At 69.2% G+C, this 23,538-nt stretch carries 20 protein-coding genes; 8 read left to right on the top strand and 12 right to left on the bottom strand.

The window, feature by feature from the left end; all coding sequences use genetic code 11:
• The 3 genes from P73_RS10725 to P73_RS10715 all read left to right on the top strand — a co-directional run bounded on the left by P73_RS10725 (position 1) and on the right by P73_RS10715 (position 2,720).
• Positions 1–555, top strand: a complete 555-nt coding sequence (locus tag P73_RS10725; RefSeq protein WP_052453178.1) for a TRAP transporter small permease — start codon at positions 1–3, stop codon at positions 553–555.
• Entirely contained in the window at positions 552–1,799 is a 1,248-nt protein-coding gene (locus P73_RS10720; RefSeq protein WP_043869552.1) for a TRAP transporter large permease, read from the top strand. Before P73_RS10725 ends, P73_RS10720 begins: the two co-directional genes overlap by 4 nt.
• Before the next feature lie 120 nt (positions 1,800–1,919).
• Positions 1,920–2,720 carry a shikimate dehydrogenase family protein gene (locus P73_RS10715; protein WP_043869551.1) on the top strand — a complete coding sequence of 267 codons (801 nt, stop codon included), beginning with the start codon at positions 1,920–1,922 and terminating at the stop codon, positions 2,718–2,720.
• Positions 2,721–2,858: 138 nt separating this feature from the next.
• On the opposite strand, the gene P73_RS10710 is transcribed toward P73_RS10715, so the two are convergent.
• The 7 genes from P73_RS10710 to P73_RS10680 all read right to left on the bottom strand — a co-directional run bounded on the left by P73_RS10710 (position 2,859) and on the right by P73_RS10680 (position 9,867).
• Positions 2,859–4,301: an MFS transporter gene (locus P73_RS10710; protein WP_052453177.1), complete on the bottom strand. Its 1,443-nt coding sequence runs from the start codon at positions 4,299–4,301 to the stop codon at positions 2,859–2,861.
• Between the two features lie 77 nt (positions 4,302–4,378).
• Positions 4,379–5,404, bottom strand: coding sequence for an aliphatic sulfonate ABC transporter substrate-binding protein (locus tag P73_RS10705; RefSeq protein WP_043869550.1), 1,026 nt, complete (start codon positions 5,402–5,404; stop codon positions 4,379–4,381).
• 114 nt (positions 5,405–5,518) lie between these two features.
• The gene (locus P73_RS10700; protein ID WP_082033198.1) at positions 5,519–6,376 is read right to left on the bottom strand and encodes an ABC transporter permease; all 858 of its coding nucleotides are present in this window, start codon (positions 6,374–6,376) and stop codon (positions 5,519–5,521) included.
• An 11-nt stretch (positions 6,377–6,387) separates the two neighbouring features.
• A complete protein-coding gene (locus tag P73_RS10695; RefSeq protein WP_043869549.1) occupies positions 6,388–7,221 on the bottom strand; it encodes an ABC transporter ATP-binding protein in 834 nt (277 codons plus the stop codon).
• A gap of 17 nt (positions 7,222–7,238) precedes the next feature.
• Positions 7,239–7,568: a 4Fe-4S dicluster domain-containing protein gene (locus P73_RS10690; RefSeq protein WP_043869548.1), complete on the bottom strand. Its 330-nt coding sequence runs from the start codon at positions 7,566–7,568 to the stop codon at positions 7,239–7,241.
• Complete coding sequence (locus P73_RS10685) at positions 7,565–9,217, bottom strand: FAD-binding protein (protein ID WP_052453176.1); 1,653 nt, start codon at positions 9,215–9,217, stop codon at positions 7,565–7,567. The genes P73_RS10690 and P73_RS10685 overlap by 4 nt, the downstream gene beginning before the upstream one ends.
• 62 nt (positions 9,218–9,279) lie before the next feature.
• Positions 9,280–9,867, bottom strand: a complete 588-nt coding sequence (locus P73_RS10680; protein WP_052453175.1) for a thioredoxin family protein — start codon at positions 9,865–9,867, stop codon at positions 9,280–9,282.
• A gap of 379 nt (positions 9,868–10,246) precedes the next feature.
• Here P73_RS10680 and P73_RS10675 point away from each other — a divergent pair, with 379 nt between their 5' ends.
• Positions 10,247–10,726, top strand: coding sequence for a MarR family winged helix-turn-helix transcriptional regulator (locus P73_RS10675; RefSeq protein ID WP_245629265.1), 480 nt, complete (start codon positions 10,247–10,249; stop codon positions 10,724–10,726).
• A 48-nt stretch (positions 10,727–10,774) separates the two neighbouring features.
• Here the strand turns inward: P73_RS10675 and P73_RS10670 are convergent, their stop codons facing one another.
• Positions 10,775–12,652, bottom strand: coding sequence for a TonB-dependent receptor plug domain-containing protein (locus P73_RS10670; RefSeq protein WP_245629279.1), 1,878 nt, complete (start codon positions 12,650–12,652; stop codon positions 10,775–10,777).
• Positions 12,653–13,074: 422 nt separating this feature from the next.
• Here P73_RS10670 and P73_RS10665 point away from each other — a divergent pair, with 422 nt between their 5' ends.
• Positions 13,075–13,629: a cytochrome b gene (locus P73_RS10665; protein WP_043869546.1), complete on the top strand. Its 555-nt coding sequence runs from the start codon at positions 13,075–13,077 to the stop codon at positions 13,627–13,629.
• 37 nt (positions 13,630–13,666) lie between these two features.
• On the opposite strand, the gene P73_RS10660 is transcribed toward P73_RS10665, so the two are convergent.
• Genes P73_RS10660 through P73_RS10650 form a run of 3 tightly spaced genes read right to left on the bottom strand, consistent with a single transcriptional unit; the run spans position 13,667 to position 16,470 of the window.
• Complete coding sequence (locus P73_RS10660; RefSeq protein ID WP_043869545.1) at positions 13,667–14,638, bottom strand: TRAP transporter substrate-binding protein; 972 nt, start codon at positions 14,636–14,638, stop codon at positions 13,667–13,669.
• A 9-nt stretch (positions 14,639–14,647) separates the two neighbouring features.
• On the bottom strand, positions 14,648–15,907 hold the full coding sequence (locus P73_RS10655) for a TRAP transporter large permease (RefSeq protein WP_043869544.1): 1,260 nt from the start codon (positions 15,905–15,907) through the stop codon (positions 14,648–14,650).
• Positions 15,904–16,470, bottom strand: coding sequence for a TRAP transporter small permease (locus tag P73_RS10650; protein ID WP_052453174.1), 567 nt, complete (start codon positions 16,468–16,470; stop codon positions 15,904–15,906). The genes P73_RS10655 and P73_RS10650 overlap by 4 nt, the downstream gene beginning before the upstream one ends.
• Positions 16,471–16,805: 335 nt before the next feature.
• On the opposite strand from P73_RS10650, the gene P73_RS10645 reads away from it, so the two are divergent.
• From P73_RS10645 to P73_RS10635, 3 genes are read left to right on the top strand one after another with little or no spacing between them, the layout of a single operon-like run.
• A complete protein-coding gene (locus P73_RS10645) occupies positions 16,806–18,422 on the top strand; it encodes a (2,3-dihydroxybenzoyl)adenylate synthase (protein WP_043869543.1) in 1,617 nt (538 codons plus the stop codon).
• Between the two features lie 9 nt (positions 18,423–18,431).
• On the top strand, positions 18,432–18,662 hold the full coding sequence (locus P73_RS10640; RefSeq protein WP_043869542.1) for a phosphopantetheine-binding protein: 231 nt from the start codon (positions 18,432–18,434) through the stop codon (positions 18,660–18,662).
• Positions 18,663–18,668: 6 nt separating this feature from the next.
• Positions 18,669–22,508 (top strand): non-ribosomal peptide synthetase, encoded by a 3,840-nt coding sequence (locus P73_RS10635; RefSeq protein ID WP_043869541.1) that lies wholly within the window; start codon positions 18,669–18,671, stop codon positions 22,506–22,508.
• Here P73_RS10635 and P73_RS24370 read toward each other — a convergent pair.
• A complete protein-coding gene (locus P73_RS24370) occupies positions 22,505–23,449 on the bottom strand; it encodes an alpha/beta hydrolase (RefSeq protein WP_245629264.1) in 945 nt (314 codons plus the stop codon). The genes P73_RS10635 and P73_RS24370 overlap by 4 nt on opposite strands.
• Positions 23,450–23,538: the final 89 nt, after the last annotated feature.

Raw genomic sequence — 23,538 nt, 5'->3', positions numbered from 1 at the left:
ATGCTGACCGCGCTGGCGTGGATCGACCGCCTTCTGGGCGCCGTGCTCAAACCCGTGGTCTTCGCGGGGATGGCCGGGCTGACGGCGGTGATCACGCTCCAGATCGTCTCGCGGGTGTTCTTCACCTCCGTGAGCTGGACCGAGGAGGTCGCGCGCTTCCTGCTGATCTGGATCACCTTTCTCGGTGCCACGCTGGCCTGGCAGCAGGGGCGGCATATCGCGGTCACGGTCCTGCGTGACGCCTTGCCGCCCGCCCTGAACCGGATCGTGACGGGGGCGGCCGTGCTCGTCGCGATCACCTTCCTCGTCGCGCTGGCGCGGATCGGCTGGACCTATACCGGCATGCAGAGCTTCCAGAAATCGCCCTCGATGCGCCTCTCGATGAGCTATGTCTATGCCGTCATGCCGATCTCTGCCGCGCTGATGGCGGGGCTGTCCGTCATCGACCTGCTGCGCCTGCTCGCCGGGCAGCCGATCCGCGCGGCGCATACGGAGCTCGATGTCGATCCCGAGGTCTCCGTCCTGCCGCCGGATGCGGGGGAGACACGGCCATGAGCCTCGTTCTCGCCGGTTTCTTCGTCCTCTTCCTTCTGATGGGCATTCCCGTCGCGATCGTGATCGGCGCGGCGACGATGACCGCGCTCGACATGTCGGGCATGCCGCTCATGGTCGTGCCGCAGCAGATGTTCTCCGGCATCAACTCCTTCGCCCTCGTCGCCGTGCCGATGTTCGTCCTCGCGGGCGACATCATGGCGCAGGGAGAGATCTCGAAACGGCTCGTGGCCTTCGCGGATTCGATGTTCGGCTTCATCAAGGGCGGGCTGTCGATCGTCTCGGTGCTCGCGGGCATGTTCTTTGCCGCGATCTCCGGCTCCGGCGCGGCCACGACCGCCGCCGTCGGCGCGAGCCTCGTGCCCGAGCTGAAGCGCAAGGGCTACGATCCCGCCTCCGCCGCCTCGCTCATCGCCGCCTCCGGCACCATCGGGGTGGTCATCCCGCCTTCGGTGCCGATGATCATCTATGCGGTGATCGCACAGGAATCCGTGCGCGAGCTGTTCCTCAACGGCTTCATCCCCGGCATCGCCATGGGGGCCGGCCTGATCGCCGTCGCCCTGGTGCAGGGCCACCGCCGCGCCTATCCGCGCGGCACCGCCTTCAGCCTGCGGACCATCGGCCGGACGCTCATCTCGGCGAGCTGGGGCCTGTTCGCCCCGCTCATCATCCTCGGCGGCATCTTCTCCGGCGTCTTCACCCCCTCGGAAGCGGCCGTGGTCGCGGTGAATTACGCGATCCTCGTCTCGCTCTTCGTCTATCGCGACATGAGCCTGAGACAGCTCTATCACGTCATGGTCCGCGCCGGTGTGACCACCGCCGTGATCATGTTCGTGATCGCCGCCTCCTCGGTGCTGAGCTGGACGCTTTCGAGCTGGCAGGTGCCGAACCAGATCGCCACCGCGGCGCTGTCGCTGTCCTCCAACACCTATGTGCTGCTCCTGCTCGTCATGGCGGTGATCCTTCTGGCCGGCGTGTTCCTCGAGACCGCCTCCGCGCTCATCATCCTGACGCCGATGCTCCTGCCGCTCGCCGCCCAGCTCGGCCTCGGCACGGTGCATTTCGGGATCATCATCGTCGTCGGTCTGGCCATCGGCATGGTCACCCCGCCGGTCGCGATCAACCTCTTCGTCGCCTCGACCACGGCGGGGCTGCCGATCGAGCGGATCACGCGGGCGGTGCTGCCCTATCTCGCGGTGCTGCTGCTCGTCTACCTGCTGATCGCCTTCCTGCCGCTCGCCCTCTGACGCCCTGCGGACGGGACCGGCCACCGGGGCCGGACAGAGCACGAAAAGAACCACCGGCCGGCCGCGCGCCAGCGCCGATGGCACGCGGATTGCGGACCCGATCCCGAAAGGAGTGCCCCCATGACGATCAACCTCAACGGCCGGACCCGGCTTTTCCCGCTTCTCGGAGACCCGATCATCTACGCCCGCTCACCCGACTGGCTGAGCAAGCACATGGCCGAGCGCGGGATGAACTGCATCTCGCTGCCGATGGAAGTGCCGGATGGAAAGCTCAAGGTGGTGATGGACGGCCTCGCGGCCACCGGCAATGTGGACGGCATCTGCCTGACCATGCCGCACAAGGTCACCGGCCGCCAGTATTGCGCGACCGTCTCGGAGACCTCGCGCCTGATCGGCGTGGTCAGCGCCCTGCGCCGCAACAGCGACGGCTCCTGGCATGGCCACACGACGGATGGCGATGCCTTCGTCAAGGCGCAGATCGACAACGGCGCCAGGGTGGAGGGCGCGCGGGTGCTGGTGCTGGGCGCCGGCGGCGCGGGCAGCGCCATCGTCATCTCGATGCTCGACCACGGCGCGAGGGAGGTGGTCGTGCATGATGCCGACGACAGCCGCGCGCAGAAGATCGTCCGACTGCTGAAGGAGAAGGCCGGCGACCGCGTCAGGACCGGGACCAGCGATCCCACCGGGTTCGACCTCGTCAGCAACGCGACCCCCATGGGCATGGCCGAGGGCGACCCGCTGCCGCTGGACCCGGCAAAGCTCGACGCCGCGACCTTCGTCGGCGACGTCGTCGCGGGCCATGGCCAGACACCGCTCATCAAGGCCGCCCGCGAGGCCGGTTGCAGGACCGCCGATGGCGACGCGATGGTGGTCGCGGTCCTGGACGTCATGTGCGATTTCCTCGAGGACGCCTGGACATAGATCCCGCGGGGGGCGGAACGGCGCCCCCTGCCCCGGCGGCCGGCCCCGCGGAGGCTGTGCCGGCGCCGGGCTGGACCGGCGGCGCCCGCGCGCGCAGCGGCCCGGTCCGGGGTCACCGGATCACGGGATGCCTGCCGCTTACGCCCGCCCCGGCGTCTTGCCCTTGTCGGCGCGGACATCGTGGCGCGCCGTCACCTCCCGTCCGGCATCCTGCGCGAGCCCCGTGAAGGCCAGCGCCGACAGGACGCCGAGGAGAGACATGCCCGCAAAGGCGATCTGGAAGGGAAAGGCCGCCTCCCGGCCGGCACCGCCGGTCAGGGTGACAAGTCGGATCAGCAGGACCGGCAGGGCGACGCCGAGCAGCATCGCGAACTGCTGGGCCATCGCGGCGAGCGTGGTCGAGGTGGTGCGCGCTTCTGGAGGAATATCCGCGAAGGCGAAGGTGTTCAGCGCCGTGAAATGCAGCGACCGCGTCGCCCCCGCCGTGAAGAGCATCGGATAGAGGGAGAGGACCGACGCCGTCGGATCGACGAACCCCAGGGCGCCGACACAGAGGGCGGAGCCCAACCCGTTCACCACCAGCACCTGGCGGAAGCCGAAGTGCCGCAACAGCGGTGTGGTCACCGATTTCATCACGAGGTTGCCGAGGAAATAGACCAGCAGAAGCTGTCCCGCCTCGACCGCCGTCAGGCCGAAGCCCACCTGACACAGGAGCGGCAGCAGGAAGGGCGTGGCATTGATCGTGATGCGACCGAACATGCCCGCCGTGATCGTCGCCATCCGGAACGAGGTCACGCCGCAGACCGACAGATCGAGCAGCGGCACGGGAGCCCGCCGGAGATGCAGGACGGTCAGCACCGCAAGGCCGAGACCGGCGGGCAGCATCAGCAGGACGGGCAGCGCGGTGAAGCCTCCGACCAGCGCCTCCAGCCCGCCGAGCACGAGCACCATCGACAGGCCGCAGAGGACGAAGCCCCGCCCGTCGAACCGCCGCCCTTCGCCGGGCCGGTCCTGCGGCACGATCTTCCAGAACAGCAGCGCGGACAGCAAGCCCAGCGGCAGGTTGATGTAGAAATTCCACTGCCAGCCCACGGTTTCTGTGATCCAGCCGCCCAGGACGGGCCCGATGACGGGGGCGAACAGCGCGGGCCAGGTGATCGTCGCGATGGCGCGCATCAGCTCGGATTTCGGCGCATGTCGCAGGACGAGCAACCGGCCCACCGGCGCCATCAGCCCGGCCGCCGCCCCCTGTGCCATCCGCGCCGGGATGAAGCTTTCGAGCCCCCCGGACACGCCGCAGACAAGCGAGGCGAGCGTGAACAGGCTGACGGAAAAGATCAGGACCCGCTTCGACCCCCATCGCTCCGCCAGCCAGCCCGAGGCCGGGATGACCAGGGCCATCGCCAGCAGAAAGGTGGTGATGCCGATGCTCATCGCGACGGCGTCCACCCCGAAGTCGAGCGCCATATGCGGCAGCGAGGTGGCGATGATGGTGCTGTCGAGCAGCTGGATGAAGAAGGCCAGTGCGACGAGCTGCGCGATGCGCGAAGACGATGGCGTCCCGTGTACGTCCGATGACATGAAGACCGTTCCAGATGTCGGTTGAAAGAGGCCGGCATCGGCCGGCCTCTCCGCGTGGTGCTGTTCTGTCTCTGATCTCAGTTGGTCTGGCTGTCCAGCAGTTTCAGGGCCGCCTCGTAATAGCTGGTGTCGATCCAGCTGTCATAGTCGATGGTTCCCTGGAGAAGATCGTTCTCGGTCATGAACGTCGCCTCGGACCGCAGCGCCTCGACCGCCTCGGGCGTGAACTCGGGGGACTGATGGAAGACACCGTCCGGATAGGTCTCGCGCGTGGCCGCCTCGTCGCGGCCCGTCCCCTCGACGAAGAGGCGGATGGTCTCTTCGGGATTCTCGTCGACCCAGCGGGACAGGCGGATATCCTGGGCGAGCAGACGGGTCAGGATCTCCGGATGATTGCGCGCGAAGGTGCCGCTCACCGTGATCGGGAAAGGCACGGACCATTCCGGATATTCGCCGGCGTCGAAGATCACCCTTGCGAAGCCGCTGTCGATCAGCGACTGGACGGTGGCCCGCGTCTCGACGATCGCGCTGACATCGCCACGGTCGAGCGCGGGGCCGGAGACCTCGATCCCGAAATTCAGCGTGTCGACATCCGATGTGCTCAGCCCCACGGTCTCGAGCGCCTTGGAGAGGGTCGAATGGCGGACGGTCCCAAGAAGATAGGCGACGCTTTCGCCCTTGAGATCCTCGAGCGAGTGGATGTCGGAATCGGCCCGCACGATGACGACCGTCTCGTTGTTGGGCACCCAGGACGACAGGCCGGCGGCGATCACGTCGGCCCCCGTCGCGGCGAGGCGCAGCGCGGGATTGTTGCCGGTATACATGAGATCGAGCTCACCCGACCCGAGCGCCACGCTCGCCGCGGAACCGCCGTCGAAGGTCGAGAACTCGATCCGCGTTCCCTCCGCGGCGAATTCCCGTTCCAGCCAGCCGTTGGTGCGGAACAGCACGAACTTGAGATGGCCCGGTGCGGTCGATCCGATCCGGATCACCTCGGGTGCGGCGGCCTCCTGGGCGAGGGCACCGGATACGGGCAGGACAGCGGCCGCAAGCGCCGCGGCAAGGGAGAGGCTGACGCCCCGTCGTGTGAAGACGTTCGACATGGAATGGATCCTCGATTTGCAGTGCAGATGGGTCGCGGCGGTCCCGGATGCGCCGGGCCCCGCCGCCGCCCGTCCGCGCCGGGGGGCGGGCGGGCTCGTGCAGGGAACCGCCGCTCAGTGCGGCGTGTCGTCCGGGTTCGGCCGCCAGTGCGTCGCCCGCCGCTCGATCGCGACGAGGACGTAGTTCAGGACCAGCCCGACGACCGTCAGGGTGATGATCCCGGCATACATGTCCGCCGATTTCAGCATCAGTTGCGAATTGTAGATCAGGTAGCCGATGCCCGACCTCCCGGCCAGCATCTCCGCCGCGATGACGGAGAACAGCGCCGTCTTGATCCCGAGCCGCGCACCGGCCACGATCGAGGGGATGGCGGAGGGAAAGATGACCTTGCGGAACAGGTGCAGATCGGAGGTTCCCATCGACTTCGCGGCCTTGAGCAGAAGCGGGTCCACGGATTTGACGCCCACGATCGTGTTGATCAGCAGGAAGAAGACGGCCGCGTAGAAGGTGATCGCGATCTTCGACGCCTCGCCGATGCCGAGCAGCAGCACGAAGACCGGCAGGAGGGCGAATTGCGAGGTGTTCCGCAGCGTCTGGGCCAGAAGATCGGTGATCTTCTCGAACAGGGAATAGCGCCCCATCAGGAATCCCAGCGGGATCGCCACCACGACCGCCAGGGCGAAACCGTAGGCCGCGCGTTGCAGGCTGATGCCGATGTGCCGACCCATCGTTCCCGAGCCGATCAGATCGCCGAGCGCCGCGAGCACCGCCGAGAGCGGCGGGAAGAAGATCGGGTTCATCCACCCGACGCGGGGCGCGATTTCCCAGAGCGCGCAGAGCGCGAGCATGAGCGGCAGGCCGAGCAGGAGGTTCGAAATGCCGCGCGTGCGCGGCACCAATATCGCCGCGCCCCGCCTCAGCACCGCGGAGAGCGGCGGCTTGTCGGCATGTTTTTCCAGAACATAGGTCATTTTCGGATCTCCTAATGGGTGGCCGACGCCAGCGCCCAGTCTTTCTGCGCCTTGGTGACTTCGTCGCGCAGCACCTCCCAGACCCGCCCGCGCAGGACGGAAAATTCCGGCGTGTTGCGGATTTCCGGCGCGCGCGGTCGCGGCAGGTCGATGTCGATGATCTCCTTGACGAGACCGGGACGCGCGGTCATCGCGACCACGCGGTCGGCCAGGAACACGGCCTCGTCGATCGAATGGGTCACGAAAACCACGGTGGTCTTGATCTCTTCCCAGATCCGCAGGAGCTCGCCCTGGAGAATGTCGCGGGTCTGGGCGTCGAGCGCGGCAAAGGGTTCGTCCATCAGCAGGACCTCCGGATCCGTCGTCAGCGCCCGCGCGATCGCCACCCGCTGCTGCATGCCGCCGGAGAGCTGCGCCGGATACCTGTCCTCGAACCCGCCCAGGCCGAAGATGTTGAGGAAGTGACGCGCCTTCTGCCGACGTTCGGTGCGACCGGCCCCGCGCACCTCGAGCGCATATTCGACATTCTCGAGTGCGGTGCGCCACGGGAACAGGGCATATTGCTGAAAGACATAGGCCATGCGCGGATCGGGCGCCTGGATGAGCTGGCCGTCGATCCGCGCATCGCCCTCTGTCGCCGCGGTGAGGCCGGCGATGATGTCCAGAAGCACGGATTTGCCGCTGCCCGAGGGCCCCACGAGCGTGATGAACTCGCCCTTCCGGATGGTCAGGTCGAGCCCGTCCAGAACGGTGATGGCGTTGGTTTCGACCCCGTCCACCAGAACCGACTGGCCCGGCTTGAGCTGAAAGGTCTTCGAGACATTGGTTGCGACGATGCGATCCATCTGGCGCTCTCCATGAATTACGTCTGCGCGGCGCGCAGGTGTTGCGTCGTGTCGAATTGCGAGCCGCCCGCGCGGCCCTTCGCCCAGCCCAGCGACCGGGCGTAGGCGCCGAACAGGCCGGACGCCTCCACGACAGACTCTGTGATCCCCGTCACCTCATCCGCCACCTCCGCGACGAACAGCGCATCGGTCGGACAGTAGATCTCGCACAGGAAGCAGGTCTGGCAGTCGTCCTGCCGGAGGATCACCGGCAGGCCCTCCCCGTCCTTCCCGAAAACATCGGCCGGGCAGACGCGCACGCAGATGTCGCACCGGATACACCGGCTCGCGGAAACCACCTCGATCATGACGCCTGCTCCCTTTCACGTGCGGCGGGCTCCTCCGCCTCGACCTGCACCTCGATGCGGTCGAGGCCCGACAGGAGGTAGCGGCGCACCGGTCCCGGCGCGGCGTCGGGGAAATCCGTCCTGCGGTGGATGCCCCGGCTTTCCCGCCGCGCCGCGGCCGCCGTCAGCGTCCATCGCGCCGCGGCCATCGCCCCGGCGATCTCCCGGTGGCGCAGCCGGCCTTTCCCCTCGCCGCCGAGATGATCGGCGACCGCCGTCCACAGCCTGTCGAGCGTGCCGAGGCTTTCGGCAAGCCGGTCGCCGCTGCGGGTGTAGTTCTTCGACAGCGGCGCCATTTCGCTTCGGATCGCGGCGGCGAGCATCTTGGTGTCGAGCGGCTCGGCCCGGTGCCGCGGCCGCAGCCCCGCCGTGCCCAGCGGCGCCGAGGTCCTGCGGAAACGCCGCGGCGCGGACCGGCGCGCGGCATGGCCGGCCGCCCCCGTCCCCGACCACCAGCCGCTGGCGATCGCCCAGGAGGCATTCGTGGAGCCGCCGCCCGACATCGCCCCCGCGACATCCTCGCGGCTGGCGGCATCGCCGGCGACATAGAGGCCCGGAATGCCCGTGCCGCAGTCATGCGTGGCCACCCGGATGCCGCCCGTGCCGCGCACGGTGCCCTCGGGCTTGAGCTCGACACGGAAAAGCTCCGTGAACGGGTCGATGCCCTTGCGGTCGTAGGGCTGCATCACATTCGGCTGGCCCCGGCGCAGCCACTCCCGCAGGGCCCCCTGCGCGAGATCCAGCCGGGCATGGACCGGCCCGGCGATCATCGCCGCCACGATGTCCCTTTCGGAAGCGCCGCCGATGCCGTTGACGAGCGGCTCCCCCTTGGCATTCCTGAGCGGCGAGCCGTCCTCGGCATGGAAGGACGCCCAGCGGAAGGGCAGGCCCTTGTTGAGCGAGCTGCCATAGGGCGCCATCGTGTATTTGCCGGTGAACTCCATGCCCGACAGGAGCGCGCCCGCCTCTGCCGCCATCAGCAGGCCGTCGCCGGTCAGGCCGGCCGCTCCCATGTTGCGTTCGAAGAAGGCGCAGCCGCCGGTGGCCAGCACCACCGCGCCGGCGTCCACCTGCCAGTCCCTGCCGGTGCGGCGGTCGAGCCCGGCGCAGCCGGTGATCGCCTCCCCGTCGGAGAGCAGTTCCAGCGCCGGATGGTGGTCGAGCACCCTGACGCCCGCCGCCCGCACGCGGGCTCGCATGAAGCGCATGTAATCCGGCCCGCGCAGGTTGGCGATATAGAGATTGCCCTCGGCATCGGAGGGAAACGGGTAACCCCATTCGACCAGCCGCGTCAGCCCGGCATAGGACTGGTCGACCGTCCGCAGCATCCAGCGCCGGTCCCCGAGCCCGAGGGTGCGGGGCATCCGCCGCTCCACCGCTTCGGCGCGGTCCTCGGACGGCGGCACGCACCATGTTCCGGTATTGGACGGGGCCGTCGCGCCGCTCGTGCCGAAATACCCCTTGTCGGCCAGCACGACCCGCGCGCCGGCTTCGGACGCGGCAATGGCCGCCCAGGCTCCGGCAGGGCCGCCGCCGAGCACCAGCACATCGGCCTGGAGCAAGAGCCGGTCAGGCGCCGGATGTCCATTGTCCTTCGCGAAATCTGTCATCGCATCTTCCGTTCAGCTCTGGCGGCGCGCCCTCGGGGCGCGCCGGCTGGATCGCCGGGCGATCACTCCGCCGCGGCGACGGTTGCGGGATGCGCCGTCTCGCGCCACTTGATGTTGCAGCCGATGGACGGGATCTGGCGCGCGGTCGGCGCGGCCCCGGACAGGACGGCATCGACGGCGGCCTGGAGGTCCGAACCGGTCACGGGAACGTCGTTTCCGGGCCGGAAACCGTCGAACTGCCCGTGGTAGGCGAGCCGGCGGCCGGCATCGAAAAGGAAGAAATCCGGCGTGCAGGCGGCGTCATAGGCGCGTGCGACCTCCTGATCGTAATCCTTGAGATAGGGGAAGCCGTAGCCTACGGCCTCCGCCTCCTGGCCGAGGCGGTCGAGCGCTTCTTCCGGATAGTGCTCGGGGTCGTTCGAATTGATCGCGATCACCTGAAGCCCGCGGGGCGCGTTCGCACGCGCGAAAGCGGCAAAGGCCTCCCGGATTCCAAGGACATAGGGGCATCTGTTCGAGATGAAGGCCACCAGAAGAGCCGGGCTCTGCGCGTAGTCCGAGAGGGCATGCAGCCGGCCGCTGGCGTCCGGGAGGCGGAACTCTGGCGCGACTGTTCCAAGCTCGACCGGCCGCGATTCTGTTTTCGGCATCCTCTTTGCTCCCATAGGAAAAGGGCGGCGGAAACGCGCCGCGCGTCGATAAAAATCGTTATGTCAGAGTGACTTATGAATCACGTCCAACACGATCGAGATTACAGCCTGAGACCTCGCGGCGTAAAGGGAACGAAGATTTCGAATATCGCTCCGCAAGGAGAACGGATGCCCCGCCCCCTTCCCTCCGCGCGACAGCACGCTTCTCCCGACCCGCTCTCCCGGCGCCGGCTCAGGCGCGACGGTGGCCGGTGTTTCGCGCGGGCGGCGGGTCTCGCTCCGCCCGCAGGCCGAGAGCGCCGAAGACCGTTGCAAATCGGCGTGGAAGTTCCGAAAAGATCTCCACAGTCCAATCCTGACCCTCAGATGGAGCGCCACCGTGACAGAGGCAGACACGCGACGATCGGACAATCCGTTTCCCGCCGACGAAGACCCGCTGATCGGCTACAACCGTGTCTGGTTCAACCTCCTGAGGGTCCAGAGATCCCTCGTCCCCCGGATTTCCCGCATTCTCCGCGAGGCCGGGGTGGAGGATCCGATCTGGTACGAGATCCTTCTGGAGATCGAGCGGGCCGGACCGGAGGGTGTGGGGATGGCGGAGCTCGAAAGCCGCCTCTACGTCCCGCAATACGCCCTCTCGCGGCACACGCGCCGCATGGAACTGGCGGGACTCATCCACCGCACGCCAAAGCCCGGACGCGGCCGCAGCCGCATCCTGACGCTGACGCCGGAGGGGGTGGGGAAACATGAGCGGATCTGGCCGCTCTATCAGGCGGCGATCCACGAGGAGCTGATGCCGCGCCTGTCGACCGCGGAGGCCTACGGCCTCGCGCGGCTGCTGATCCGGCTTTATCCGTAAGCGCGGCGGCGGGGCCGGAGCGCCGCCGCCGCGCGATCCGCACCGGTGTCAGAACCGGGTGACGGCGGTCAGCGAGACGGTGCGCCCCGGCTCCTTCATCGTCACGACCGTATCGTATTCGCCGCCATAGGTGGCACGGTCGGCATAGCTCGCATCGAACAGGTTCTCGACCTCGAGCCGCAGCGTCACGGCCTCGAAGCGGGGCGGCACGTATTCGGCGAAGACATTCACCACCTCGTAGCCCTCGAGATCCCTGTCGGCGCTGTCGGGCATGTCGTAGTCGAAGGCGATATCGAGCCCGCCGCCGATCTCCAGCCCCTCGATGCCGGTCTGCTGTTCCACCTCGAGCGCGATCACCGTGCCGAGCGGCGCGCCGAAGTCGAGCGCCTCATAGCCGGCGGCGGCTTCGCCGTCCACCTCGACATCGCTGTGCGACAGGGTCGCGCGGGCAAAGCCGGTGGCCCAGCCGTAGGTCGCGCCGAGGTTGAACCCCCGGCTTTCGAAGTCGAAATTCTCCGCCGAGCTGCGGGCATTCCCGATCTCCGTCACGAAGAGCTCGCCGCCCAGCGTCAGCGCGCCGATCTCCCAGTCGAAGCCGAGCGTGGCATTGTTGGCGCGCGAGGACTCCAGCCCGCTGTAATCCGTCATGCGGAAGAAGGTGTAATTGTCCTCGATGTCGATCCCGCCGAAGACCGTGGACAGACCGCCGCGCAGCACGAAACCGTCCGTGACCGCATAGCTTGCCGACCCGTTGAGCGAGGCGCCCTCGGTCTCGATCGTGGTGCCGGTGACGCCGGTGAACTCCTGCCGGTCGAAGCGCGCGCCGAAGGACAGGGTCCAGCGGTCGTCGGGCACGAGCCGCGCCTGGGCGAAGAGGCCGAAGATCCGCGATTTCTCCGTGTCGTCGTCGCCGCTGGCCGGAGAGGTGTAATTGCCCCGCCGCTCCTGCCAGTCGATCCCCGCCGTGACCGTGTCGCTGCCGTTCAGGTGGAAGGTGTTGGACAGGCTCGCGGACCATGTCTCCGACGTGCCGTAGCTCGCCTCGATGAGCGGCCGGTCGATGTCGCTGCGCGAATAGCCAAGGGTGAATTCCGGATCCCACATCCCCTCGGCCAGCGTGTTCCCGTAGCTCAGCGAATAGCTCTGGCGCTCGGTTTCATAGAGCGTCGGACCGGGATTGAAGCCCGCAAGGGAGTCCCCGAAGTTCGGGCGGTATTGCCGGATCTCGTTATCCGTCAGGCTCTGGCCCGAAAGCTCGATCCGGTGGCCCCCGGCGCTCTCGTAGGCGAGCTTGCCGAGATAGCTTTCGAGATTGGCCGAGGTGCCGGTCATGGTGTCGCCCGCGCCGCTCTCGTAATCGTCGCCGGTGGCGCGCTTGACATAGCCCAGCCATTCGAAGCCGCCCTCCTGCCCCGCGAGGGTCAGGGCGCGCTGGAAGGTCTCGCCATTGTCGGCATAGCTCAGCCGCAGGTCGCCGCCGAAGCGGTCACCCGGCGCAAGGATGTCGGAGGCGTCCACGGTCTCGAAGACGACCGAGCCCGCGAGCGCATAGGGCCCCGCATCGGCGGGCGAGACCGTCGCATCGGCGCGCACCTGCCTGAGCAGCCCCGGATCTATCGCATTGGCGGAGACATGGTGGAAGGCGCGGTTGTTCTGCGCCGCGCCGTCGATCGTCACGCCGAGGTTCAGCATGTCGACCCCGTTCACATAGATCTTCTGGGTCAGCGGGATCCCGCCCCCGACCGAGACCGAAGCGATGCCGGAAAAGACGTCCCTCAGATCGCCGGTCCGCGCCCGCTCGAGCTCCGCATCCGAGACATACATCGAGGTCGCGCGGTCGGCCGCGTCGGACAGTTCGTCACGCGCCTCCACGATGATGGGATCGAGCGAGAACCCCGCCTCCTGCGCGTGAAGGCCGCCGGTCATGGTAACAGCCAGAATGGTGGTGGAATAAAGCCGCGTCCGGCCTGAGTGACGCCTGATCATATGTGCCCCCGATCCGTTGATGTCGCAATTCGGATGCTGGGGGGAGGCCTGGCTTGGCACCTCAGTAGAGGGGAATCCGATTTCATGCAAGTGCATGAAATGGAACGGAGGCGAAAAACCCGCGGCCGCTCCGGGCAGGTCCTAACTCGGCCGGTGGCGCGGCGGCACCCGCGATCATCCGGGGCCGTGCCCCTGGCGCAGGCGCAGGCGCAGGCGCAGGAGAGGAAGACGGCGGAAAATCACGGGACAACGATGGGAAGACAAAGTCAGATGAAAACGGTAAACTTTCCCACGGACGGCCCACCTGCCCTCACGGCGCCGCAGAGTCCCTTGGAACGCATTTAGAAATCTTACGGAACCAGATGAAGATCAACGACGTACTTCTCGACACCCCGGCCGCCTATGGTCTCGTCAGCCGCATATTGCACTGGGCGCTCGCCGCGCTCCTGCTGTGGCAGCTCACCGGCATGGCGCTGAAACTCGCTCTCGGGCGCCAGCCCCTTGTCGCCTTCTTCGTCGGCCTGCATCAGCAGATCGGCACGGTGATCTTCCTGCTCGTCGTGCTGCGCATCCTGTGGATGTTCGCGATGCGCCGGCGCCGGCCGACCCATGCCGACGGGCTTCTGGGGGCTGCGGCAAAGGCGGGCCACGCCCTGCTCTACGTCGTCATGCTGCTGGTGCCGCTCAGCGCGCTGATCCGGGCGGCGGGATCAACCCGCGGCTTCGCGCCCTTCGGCGTCACGATCTTCCCGCCGCGCGAGACCGAACTCGGCTGGACGGCGCAGGTCGGGGAGAGTTTGCACGGCGAGATGGGATGGATCCTCGCCGTGCTGATCGGCGGCCATGTCGCGATGGTCGCGCTGCACGAGGCGCTGTGGCGCGACGGCACGCTGCGCCGGATGGCCGGCCGCGGGTGAGCGACAAGGGGGCGGTCGCCCGCCCCCGCGCCGCCGGTCAGAGCGCGTCCGCTTCCGCGCGGAGCTGTTCGAGCACCGGCGTTTTCTGCCCCCAGAGCGCGTTCCACTCTTCGACCGCGGGGCCGAAGACCTCCGGCCCCGGTGTGAGGACCGGCACGCCCGCCGCCTCGAGCTGCGCGCGATAGCCGGCGTCGATTTCGGGATAGAGCGCCCGGATCCGCGCCGCTTCCTCGCCCACGAGGCGTTCGATGAGGGCGCGGTCCTCCTCGGAAAAGCCCTGCCACTTGCGCGCGGAGGCGACGGCCACCATCGGGAAGATCATGTGCTCGGTCGCCAGCACGGCGGAGGAGAGATCGGCAAAGCCCATGTTGACGGCGCCTTCATAGTCGATCTGCATCCCGTCGATCTGGCCGTTGGCATAGGCGTCGTAGAGCTCGGTGAGCGGCAGCGGCGTCGGCGTGGTGCCGGCGAGGCGCCAGAAATCGAGCTCCTGGGCGAGCGGGACGGTGCGGATCTTGCGCCCGGCGACGGTGCCGCCCTCCTCGAGAGGCCCGGATTTCGACAGGAGCACGATGCGCATCCCCGCCTGCCCGTAGCCGAGGCCGTGCAGCCCGAGCGGCGTGAGCCGGTCGAGCAGGCCCGCGGCCACCTCGCCCTCGAGCAGCCGTGCGGCCTCTTCCCCGGTTTCGACGAGATAGGGCGCGGTGAGCACGCCGAATTCCGGGTCGCGGTTGGTCAGTTCGCCCACGGTGAGAAAGGCGAGGTCGAGCGCCCCGCTCTGGAGCTGCTGGAGCATCTGCGCCTCGTTGCCGAGCTGGCCGGCGGGAAAGACCTCGAGCGTCAGCCGCCCGCCGGTCTCCCCGGACAGGGCATCGGCCAGCGTGGCCGCGGATTTCGTCCATTGATGCGACGGCGGCGTGATCAGCCCCATCTTGAGCGTCTCGGCGGAGGCCCCGCCCGCGATCGCCAGAGCGAGCGCGAGCGGCGCGAGGAACGTGGAAAGTCTCATGGTATCTCCTCAGGATGCAAAGGGGTTGGCGGCGGCGACCGTCAGGCCCAGAAGCGTGACGAGCACCGCGAGAAAGAACGGGATCAGCCGCCGCGCGAGCCCGAGCGGCCGGGTGCCGGTCAGCAGCGCGGCGGTATAGAGCCCCGCGCCCACCGGCGGCGTGAGCAGGCCGAGCGTGAGGTTGACGCAGGTGACGATGCCGAAGGCCACCGGGTCGATGCCGTAGACATCCGTCGCCACCGGCAGCAGCACCGGCGCGGTCAGGATGATGGCCGGGATCGGCTCCATGATCATGCCGAGCGCAAGCAGCATCAGGTTCAGGAGCAGCAGGAAGACGAGCGGCGACTGCGTGAGGTCCTGGAGCAGCCGCGCCGTCATCGCGGGGAGGTTGGAATAGGTCAGCACCCAGCCGAGGAGCTGGGCGCAGGCCACGAGGAAGAGCACCTGCCCCGCCCCCTTCGCCGCTCGCAGGAGCGCGCCGGGAATGTCGCGCAGGCGCAGTTCGCGATAGACGCCCATGCCGACCAGCACCGCGGCGCAGGCGGAGACCGCGGCGGCCTCGGTCGGGGTCGCGAGGCCCGTGAGGATGGAGCCGACGGCGATCAGCGGCACGCAGAGCGCCGGCAGGGCCGCAATGATCACGCGGCCGCGTTCGGCCATCGGCGCGGGCGCGACGGGCGGCAGGTCGTGGCGGCGCGCGAGCCGTGCGATCACCACGACGAAGAGCCCCGCCATCACGAGCCCCGGCACGACGCCCGCGACGAAGAGCTCCGCGACCGGAAGCTGCGCGATGGCGGCGAAGACGATGAGGTTCATCGAGGGCGGCAGGATCGGCGCGAGCAGCCCGCCCGCCGCGGTGATCGTCGCGGACAGCTCGCGCGGATGCCCGGCGCGCTCCATCTCCGGCACGGCGAGCCGCGACATCACCGTGATCTGAGCGGTGGTGGAGCCGAGCACGGACGCCATCAGCACATTGGCCAGCAGGTTGACATAGGCGAGCCCGCCCTTGAGCGGCGGCAGCAGCGCGCCCGCGAGCGCGAGGAGCCGCCGCCCGATCCCGCCCGCCCCCATCAGCTCGCCCAGCAGGGTGAAGAGCGGCAGCGCGAGCAGCGCATAGGTCTCGATCCCGCCGAAGAGCTGTTGCGGCAGGCTTTCGAGCAGGATCCAGTCGCCGCCCTGCGCGATCAGCGCCAGCGAGGTCAGCACCAGCACCCAGGCGATCGGCACGCCGAGCGCGATCAGCGCGACGAAGGCGACGGCGGCGATCATGTCCGGCGCCCCGCGGAGAGGCGCGCGATATCGTCGCAGAGCGCGGCGAGCGCATGGAAGGCCGCGCAGAGGCAGAAGACCGGCAGCACCGCCCAGAACAGCGTCTTCGGCAGTCCGAGCGTCAGCGTCGGGTTCTGATAGATGAAGTTGAAGGTCTCCGCCGCCAGCGCCGCGCCGGAGCCTGTGCGCAAAAGACCGACGGGATCGAACCAGCGCCAGACGAGCCAGCTCAGGATCAGGAGCGCGGCGAGCACGACGGCATCCACGAGGAGCGCGAGCCGGTCCCGGCCCCGCGCGCCGAGGCGTTCGGCCAGCAGGTCCACCGCCACCTGCATCCGCGTCGCGATCGCGATGGAGGCGCCGAGAAAGGCGGTCCAGACCATCAGGTAGACCGCGAGTTCGTCGCCCCAGAGCAGGGGCCGGCCGAAGGCGCGCAGCCCGACATTGGCGAGCATCAGGAGCGCGAGCGCGCCGAGGAGCAGGGCCGCCACCGCGCCCTCGAGGCGCAGGATCGCGCGGTCCATCCGCGCGAGGACTGGGAGTTCGGATCCGTGCTCGAGCATCTCGCTTCTGGTCTTGCCGCGCCGCCTTCCCCTGCGGGCGGCCTTGCGCAAATTCAGCGGAGACATAAAAGATCGGAGCGCAAAGGCAAAGAATTTTTGTCGGGAATGTGCGGCCATGCCCTCCCCCCGCCGCATCCGGGCCCCGCCGGACGGCCGGACGCAGGCCCTCCCGCCCCGAAACCCCGCCCTTGCAGAAGCCGGATCTTTCCCATATTTCCGTCTCGAACTGATCCCGAGCCGGTGACGCGCCCGCGACTGCGGGCGCCGCGCCACGCCAGGTGGTCCCCAACCGCATCGCGGCCGGCAGCCGCGAACGCCGTCCAAGGATACCGCGCATGCGCACACCGACCCAGACCTGGCCCGACGATCTGGCGCAGAGCTATCGCGACAAGGGGTATTGGAAAGACGAGACCTTCGGGGAGTGGCTCGAGCGCCTCGCGCGGTCCTTCGGCCCCCGGACCGCCCTCGTCGCCGGCGACACGCGGCTCACCTATGACGAGCTTCTGGCCGAGGCACAGGCCATCGCGGGCGGGCTCCTGGCCTCCGGGCTGAACACGGGAGAGCGCGTGCTGGTGCAGCTTCCGAATTCGGCGCGCTTCCTTCCGGTGGTGCTGGGCGTGCTCTACGCCGGGCTGCTCCCGGTCTATGCCCTGCCCGCACATCGGGAGCGCGAAATCCTCCACCTCGCGCAGGGATCGCAGGCGCGCGCCTATGTCGTGGCGGCGCGGCACGAGGGGTTCGACTACGCCCCGCTCGCCCGTCAGGCCCTGGCGGACTGCCCCGATCTCGTCACCGCCTATATCGACGGGGAGGCCGAGGGGCTGGTGCCGCTCTCCCGGCTCCGGGACGCCGCGCCGCTGCGGGCGCCGGCCCAGGTCGATCCCGCCTCCGTCGCCTTCCTCCAGATCTCCGGCGGCACGACGGGCTTCCCGAAACTCATCCCCCGCACCCATAACGACTATATCTACAGTTTCGAGGCCTCGGCCCCGATCTGCGGACTGACGCAGGAAAGCGCGCTGCTCATCGCCCTGCCCGCCGCGCATAACTTCCCGATGTCGAGCCCCGGCTATTTCGGTGCGCTGTCGGTGGGCGCCAAGGTGGTCATGAGCCTCTCTCCCGCCCCCGATGCCTGTTTCCCCCTGATCGGGGCGGAGCGCATCACCCATACCGGCCTCGTGCCGCCGCTCGCCCTGCTGTGGATGCAGGCGGCCGCGAAGACGAAGCACGACCTCTCCTCGCTCGAGGTGCTGGGCGTCGGCGGGGCGAAGTTCACGCCGGAGGCCGCCGCGCGGGTGCGTCCGACGCTCGGATGCAAGCTGCAACAGGTCTTCGGCATGGGCGAGGGGCTGGTCAACTACACCCGTCTCGACGATCCCGAGGAGATCGTGATCGGAACGCAGGGCCGCCCGATCAGCCCGGACGACGAGATCCTGCTGCTGCGCGAGGACGGCACGCCCGTGGCAGAGGGCGAGCCGGGCGTCCTGCACACCCGCGGGCCCTACACGATCCGCGCCTATTACAACGCGCCGGAGGCGAACCGGCGCGCCTTCATCGAGGGCGGGTACTACTGCACCGGCGATATCGTGCGGCTGCGTCCGGGCGGCTATCTCGAGGTGCAGGGACGCGCCGGCGACCATATCAACCGCGCCGGCGAAAAGGTCTCCGCCGAGGAGATCGAGGATCACCTGCTGGCCCATGAGGCGGTGTTCGACGCGGTCGTCGTCGCGGTCGAGGACCGCTTCCTCGGCGAGCGGTCCTGCGCCTTCGTCGTGCTCGAGGACGGGGCGGAGGTGAAGCCGCCCGCGCTCAAGGCCTTTATCCGCGCCCGCGGCATCGCTGCCTTCAAGGTGCCGGACCAGATCGTGTTCATCGACGCGCTGGAGACCACGGCGGTCGGCAAGACCGACCGCAGGAAGCTCCGGGCGCAATTGAAAGAGAAGCATTTTGCCTGAAGGTCAACCATGGCGATAGATTTCGACATCATCCGGGCCGATGTGGCCGGAGCCCTCTACACCACGCCCGAGGAGATCGGGATGGAGGACAATCTGGCCGATATGGGGCTCGATTCCATGCTCATCATGACGCTCGTGATGGGCTGGCAGGAGCGCGGCATGGACATGGACTTCCTGTCCTTCGCGGAGGAACCGACGCTGCGGGCCTGGCAGGCGGCCCTCGAGGCACATCAGGACTGACACGGCATGGCGGATTTCGACCTTTGCGAGGCGCAGGAGGGGCTGTGGTATGCCCAGGCGCTCGATCCCGACAATCCGCTGTTCAACACCGGCCAGTATATCGAATTGACCGGGCCGCTCGACGCCTCCGCCTTCGCGCGCGCCCATGCGGCCGCGATGGCGGAGGCGGAGGCGCTTCGGCTGCGCCTGCGGGTGGAGCGGGGCCGGCCGCGCCAGAGCCTCGGCGGGGACGCGCCCCGGCTCGAGATCGTCGATCTGCGCGGGGCGCCCGACGCCTTCGACCGGGCGCGGGAGAGGATGGAGCGCGACAGCGCCACGCCCCTCGATCCGGCGCGCGATCCGCTTGCCGCCTTCATCCTGTTCCGCCTCTCCGACACACATCACCTCTGGTACGAGCGCATCCACCACCTCGCCATCGACGGCTTCGGCATGGTGCTCGTGACCAATCGCGTCGGCGCGCTCTACGGCGCGGAGCTCGGGCGGAAGGCGCCGTCGCCGCTCGCCCCCTTCGCCGACGCGCTCGCCGCCGACCGCGCCTATCGCGACAGCGACCAGCGCGCCGCCGACGCCGCCTTCTGGCGCGACTACGGCGCGACGCTCGGAACGCCCGCCTCGCCCTCCGCGCAGGCGGCGCCACGCCGCTCCGCCCCGCGCTTCCTGCGGCGGCAGATCGACGTCGATCCCGCCACATTCGCGCGCCTGCAAACCCGCGCGACGGATCTTCGGATCGGCTGGCCGGACCTGCTGACCCTGTTCACCGCGGCCTATCTGCGCCGTGTCTCCCCCGACGGCGACCCGGTCCATGGCCTGCCCTTCATGGCGCGTTTCGGCACGAAGGCCGCGCGCGTGCCCTGCATGTGGATGAACGTGCTGCCCTACCGCTTCGCGATCGACGAGGAGGAGGCGCTCGACCCCGCGCTCCTGCGCGAGGCGGCAATGCTCGCGCGGCTGCGCAAGGCGGGGCGCTACCGCTCGGAAATGCTGCGCCGCGACCTCGGCCGCACCCATGTCGGGGACGCGCTCTACGGCCCGCTCATCAACGTGCAGCCCTATGACATCGCGCCGCAGTTCCACGGTCTCGACAGCCGGTTGCACATCCTGGGCGCGGGGCCGGTCGACGATCTGACGGTGAGCTACCGCGGCGACGGCAAGGCCGCCCTCACCGTCGAGATCGACGCCAATCCCGACCTCTACGGCGGGGCGGAGATCGAGGCGCATCTCCACCGCCTCGCCGCCTTCCTCGACCGCGTGGTCGGGGCCGACAGCCTCGCCCCCGTGCCGACCGTGACGGAGGAGGAACACCGCCGCCTCATCCACGGGCTGAACGCCACGGACCATGCCCTGCCCGACACCACGCTCGCCGCCCTGATCGAGGCGCAGATGCGCGCGGCGCCGGAGGCGCTTGCGGTGATCGCGGGGGAGGACCGGCTGAGCTATGCCGAACTCGACCGCCGCTCCACCGCGCTGGCCGAGCGGCTTGTGGACATGGGCGCGGGGCGCGACCGCTGCGTCGCCGTCGCGCTCGAGCGCTCCGCCGAGCTGTCCGTCGCCCTCGTCGCGATCCTGCGCGCGGGCGCGGCCTATGTCCCGCTCGATCCGTCGCAGCCGCCCGAACGGCTCGCCGGGCTGATCGGACAGACGCAGCCGCTCGCGCTCCTTGCCGCCGCCACGCTCGACACCTGCGGCGCGATGACCCCGCTGCCGCCCGCCGACTGGCCCGAACGGCCCGAGGGCAGGGCCCGGCCCTGCCCCGCGCCGGACGATCTCGCCTATGTTCTCTTCACATCCGGATCCACCGGGGCGCCGAAAGGCGTGATGATCGAACATCGGGCCATCGTGAACCGGCTGCTCTGGATGCGCGAGCACTACGGGTTCTCCGCCACCGACCGCATCCTGCAAAAGACCCCGACGACCTTCGACGTCTCCGTGTGGGAGCTGTTCCTGCCCTTCCTCTGCGGCGGCACGCTGGTCTTCGCCGCCCCCGGCGCGCATCGCGACCCGGCCGCGATCGCCGCCACGATCCGGGAGCACGCGGTCACCGTCTGCCATTTCGTCCCCTCGATGCTCGCAGGCTTTCTCGACCATCCTGCGAGCGCGGGGATCGCGATGCGGCAGGTCTTCTGCTCGGGCGAGGCCCTTCCCGCCGAGTTGCGCGACCGGTTCCACGCCCGTATCGCCTCCGAACTGCACAATCTCTACGGCCCGACCGAAGCCGCGGTCGATGTCACCCATTGGGAGGCGTCGCACACCGACACCGCGCACCCGCTGCCGATCGGCTGGCCGGTCTGGAACACGCGCTGCTACGTGCTCGATCCGCTCGGCCATCCGGTGCCCGAAGGGGTCGCGGGAGAGCTGTTCCTCGGCGGACGGCAACTGGCGCGGGGCTATCTCGGGCGGCCCGATCTCACCGACGAACGGTTCCGGCCCGATCCCTTCGTCGCGGACGCGCGGATCTATGCGACGGGCGATCTCGTGCGCCGGCGCGCGGACGGGGCGATCCTCTACCTCGGGCGCAACGATCACCAGATCAAGATCCGCGGGATGCGCGTCGAACCCGGCGAGATCGAACATGCGCTCGCCGGGCTCGACGGCGTGCGCGAGGCGGCTGTGCTGGCGCGCGAGGATCTCGGCGGGCCGATGCGGCTCGTGGGCTATGTCGCGGGCGCACCCTGCCTCAACGAGGAGGCAATGCTCGCACGGCTGTCGGTCACGCTGCCCGCCCATATGGTGCCGCAGCATATCGTGACCCTGCCCGCCTTCCCGGTCACCGCCAACGGCAAGCTCGACCGCAAGGCCCTGCCGAAGCCGCAGATCGCCGCCGCCCGCGGCACGCCGCCGCAGAACGCGACCGAGGCGCGCGTGGCGGAGCTGTTCCGTACCACGCTGGGCCTGCCGGAGGTGCCGGTGCGGGAGGCCGATTTCTTCACCCTGGGCGGCGATTCTCTGTCGGCGCTGAACCTGCTGCTCGCCTTCGAGGAGATCGCCGGGCGCGCCGTGCCGCTCGGCCAGCTCTTCGAGACGCCGACGGTCGCGGGGCTTGCCCACGCGCTGCAACAGGGGGAGAACGCGCTCGCGGGTCTCTCCCCCATCTTCCCGCTCGCAACGGGCCAAGGCGCGCCTCTCGTCCTGCTGCATCCGGCGGGTGGCCTCGCCTGGGGCTATCGCGCGCTGGCGGAGGCGTTTCACGCCCGCACCGGCCTGCCGGTCCTCGGCGTGCAGTCGCCCGTGCTCTCGGGTGCGGAGATGCCCGACAGCCTTCCGACGCTTTGCCGACACTATGCCGACCTGATAGAGGCAGCGACCGACAGCCCCCGGCTCCACCTCACGGGCTGGTCGCTCGGCGGAATCCTCGCCCAGGAGATCGCCGTCGAACTCACCGCACGCGGGCGCGATGTCGGGCTGCTCGCCGCGCTCGATGCCTATCCGTCCGAAGCCTGGCGAGCGGAGCCGGAGCCCGATCCGGTGGCCGCGTTGCGCGCGCTTCTGGCCATCGCGGGGCACGATCCCGAGGCCCATCCCGACCTCGACACCCGCGCGAAGGTCGTGGCGTTTCTCAAGGCACGCGAAAGCCTGCTGGGGGCGCTGCCGACGGAGGTGCTCGACGCGGTGGTGCGCCTCGTCACCGGGACGAACGGGCTGATGCGGCGCCACGAGCATCGGGTCTACGACGGCACGCTCCTGCATCTGCGCGCCGGGCTCGACCATCGGGAGCGGGATCTCGACGCCCGGATGTGGGCGCCGCATGCGGCACGGGTGGAAAGCCTCTCCCTGCCCTGCCTGCACAAGGACATGGTCGCGCCGGATCACGCGCAGGAGATCGCCGCGCTGCTGGCGGCGCGGATCTAGACGGCGGCGAAGCGCAGCGTCGCGGGCAGCGAGGTCGGCAGGCTCGCGATATGCACCGCCCCGTCATAGACCTGGCGCAGGAGATCGACCCGCCCCGAGGCTGCGAGCCGGTCGGCAAGCTCGACGAAGCTCTCCGGCGGCGCGTCCGGCACGGGGCCGCCGAATCCCGTGCGTTTCTCCCGCGTGCCGACGCCCATGTAGAGCGGGATCGGCCCTGCCGTCCGCGGCGCGGCGAGCGCGGCCTCCAGCACCGGCGCGAAACGTTCGGGATGCCACCAGAGCGAGGGGCTGATCGCGGCATAGCGCGCGAAGCTGTCGGGCCGGCGCAGCATCAGGTTGAGCACGAAGAGCCCGCCCAGCGAATGCCCCCAGAGCGTGCGCCGCGCCGGATCGACGGCGAGGCCCGCCTCCGCCGCCGCGCGCAGCGCCCCGGTCAGCAGCGGCACGAAGCCCGTCGCGCCGCCGGCAGGACGGTCGCCATAGCCCGCATCTGGCACGAGCCCGACCTGCCCCTCGGCGGGAAAGGTGAGATCGCGGGCACGCGACAGGCGCTCGAACTGCGCGTCGGTGCGCTGGCCGATGCCGATCACGACGAGATCCGGCACGGTGGCAAGCATGTCGGCGTCGAGGAAATCGAAGGCCGCGTTGCCGTCGAGCATGTAGAGCACAGGCCAGCCGCGCTCGGGCGCCCGCCCCGTCGGCAGGGCGCGGAACAGCCGGTAGGGCGCGGCCTCCGGCGCGGCCAGAGGGTGACGGATCTGCGGCAGGTCGAGCAGGTCGAACCGGTGGCTCGCGCAGGGCTGCGACAGCACCAGATGCCGCGCCTGCCGCCCCTTGTGCGGCGGCAGGTCCAGCTCCGCGGCGGGGATCACCGGCGGCAGGGCAAGGCGGGGCGCATCGGATCTCGGCTCGGGTCTCGGCATCGCGGGCGTCAGGCTCATGGGCATTTTACTTGATCTGTTTAGTCGGAATTGGTTAGGTGCCGCAAACCGAAAAATCCGGTCGTCACGACCGCCGGCAGTCGCGAGAG

Origin of the sequence: Celeribacter indicus, assembly GCF_000819565.1 — a bacterium.
Taxonomy (GTDB): domain Bacteria; phylum Pseudomonadota; class Alphaproteobacteria; order Rhodobacterales; family Rhodobacteraceae; genus Celeribacter; species Celeribacter indicus.
This window is presented reverse-complemented; position numbering and strand designations above follow the sequence as displayed.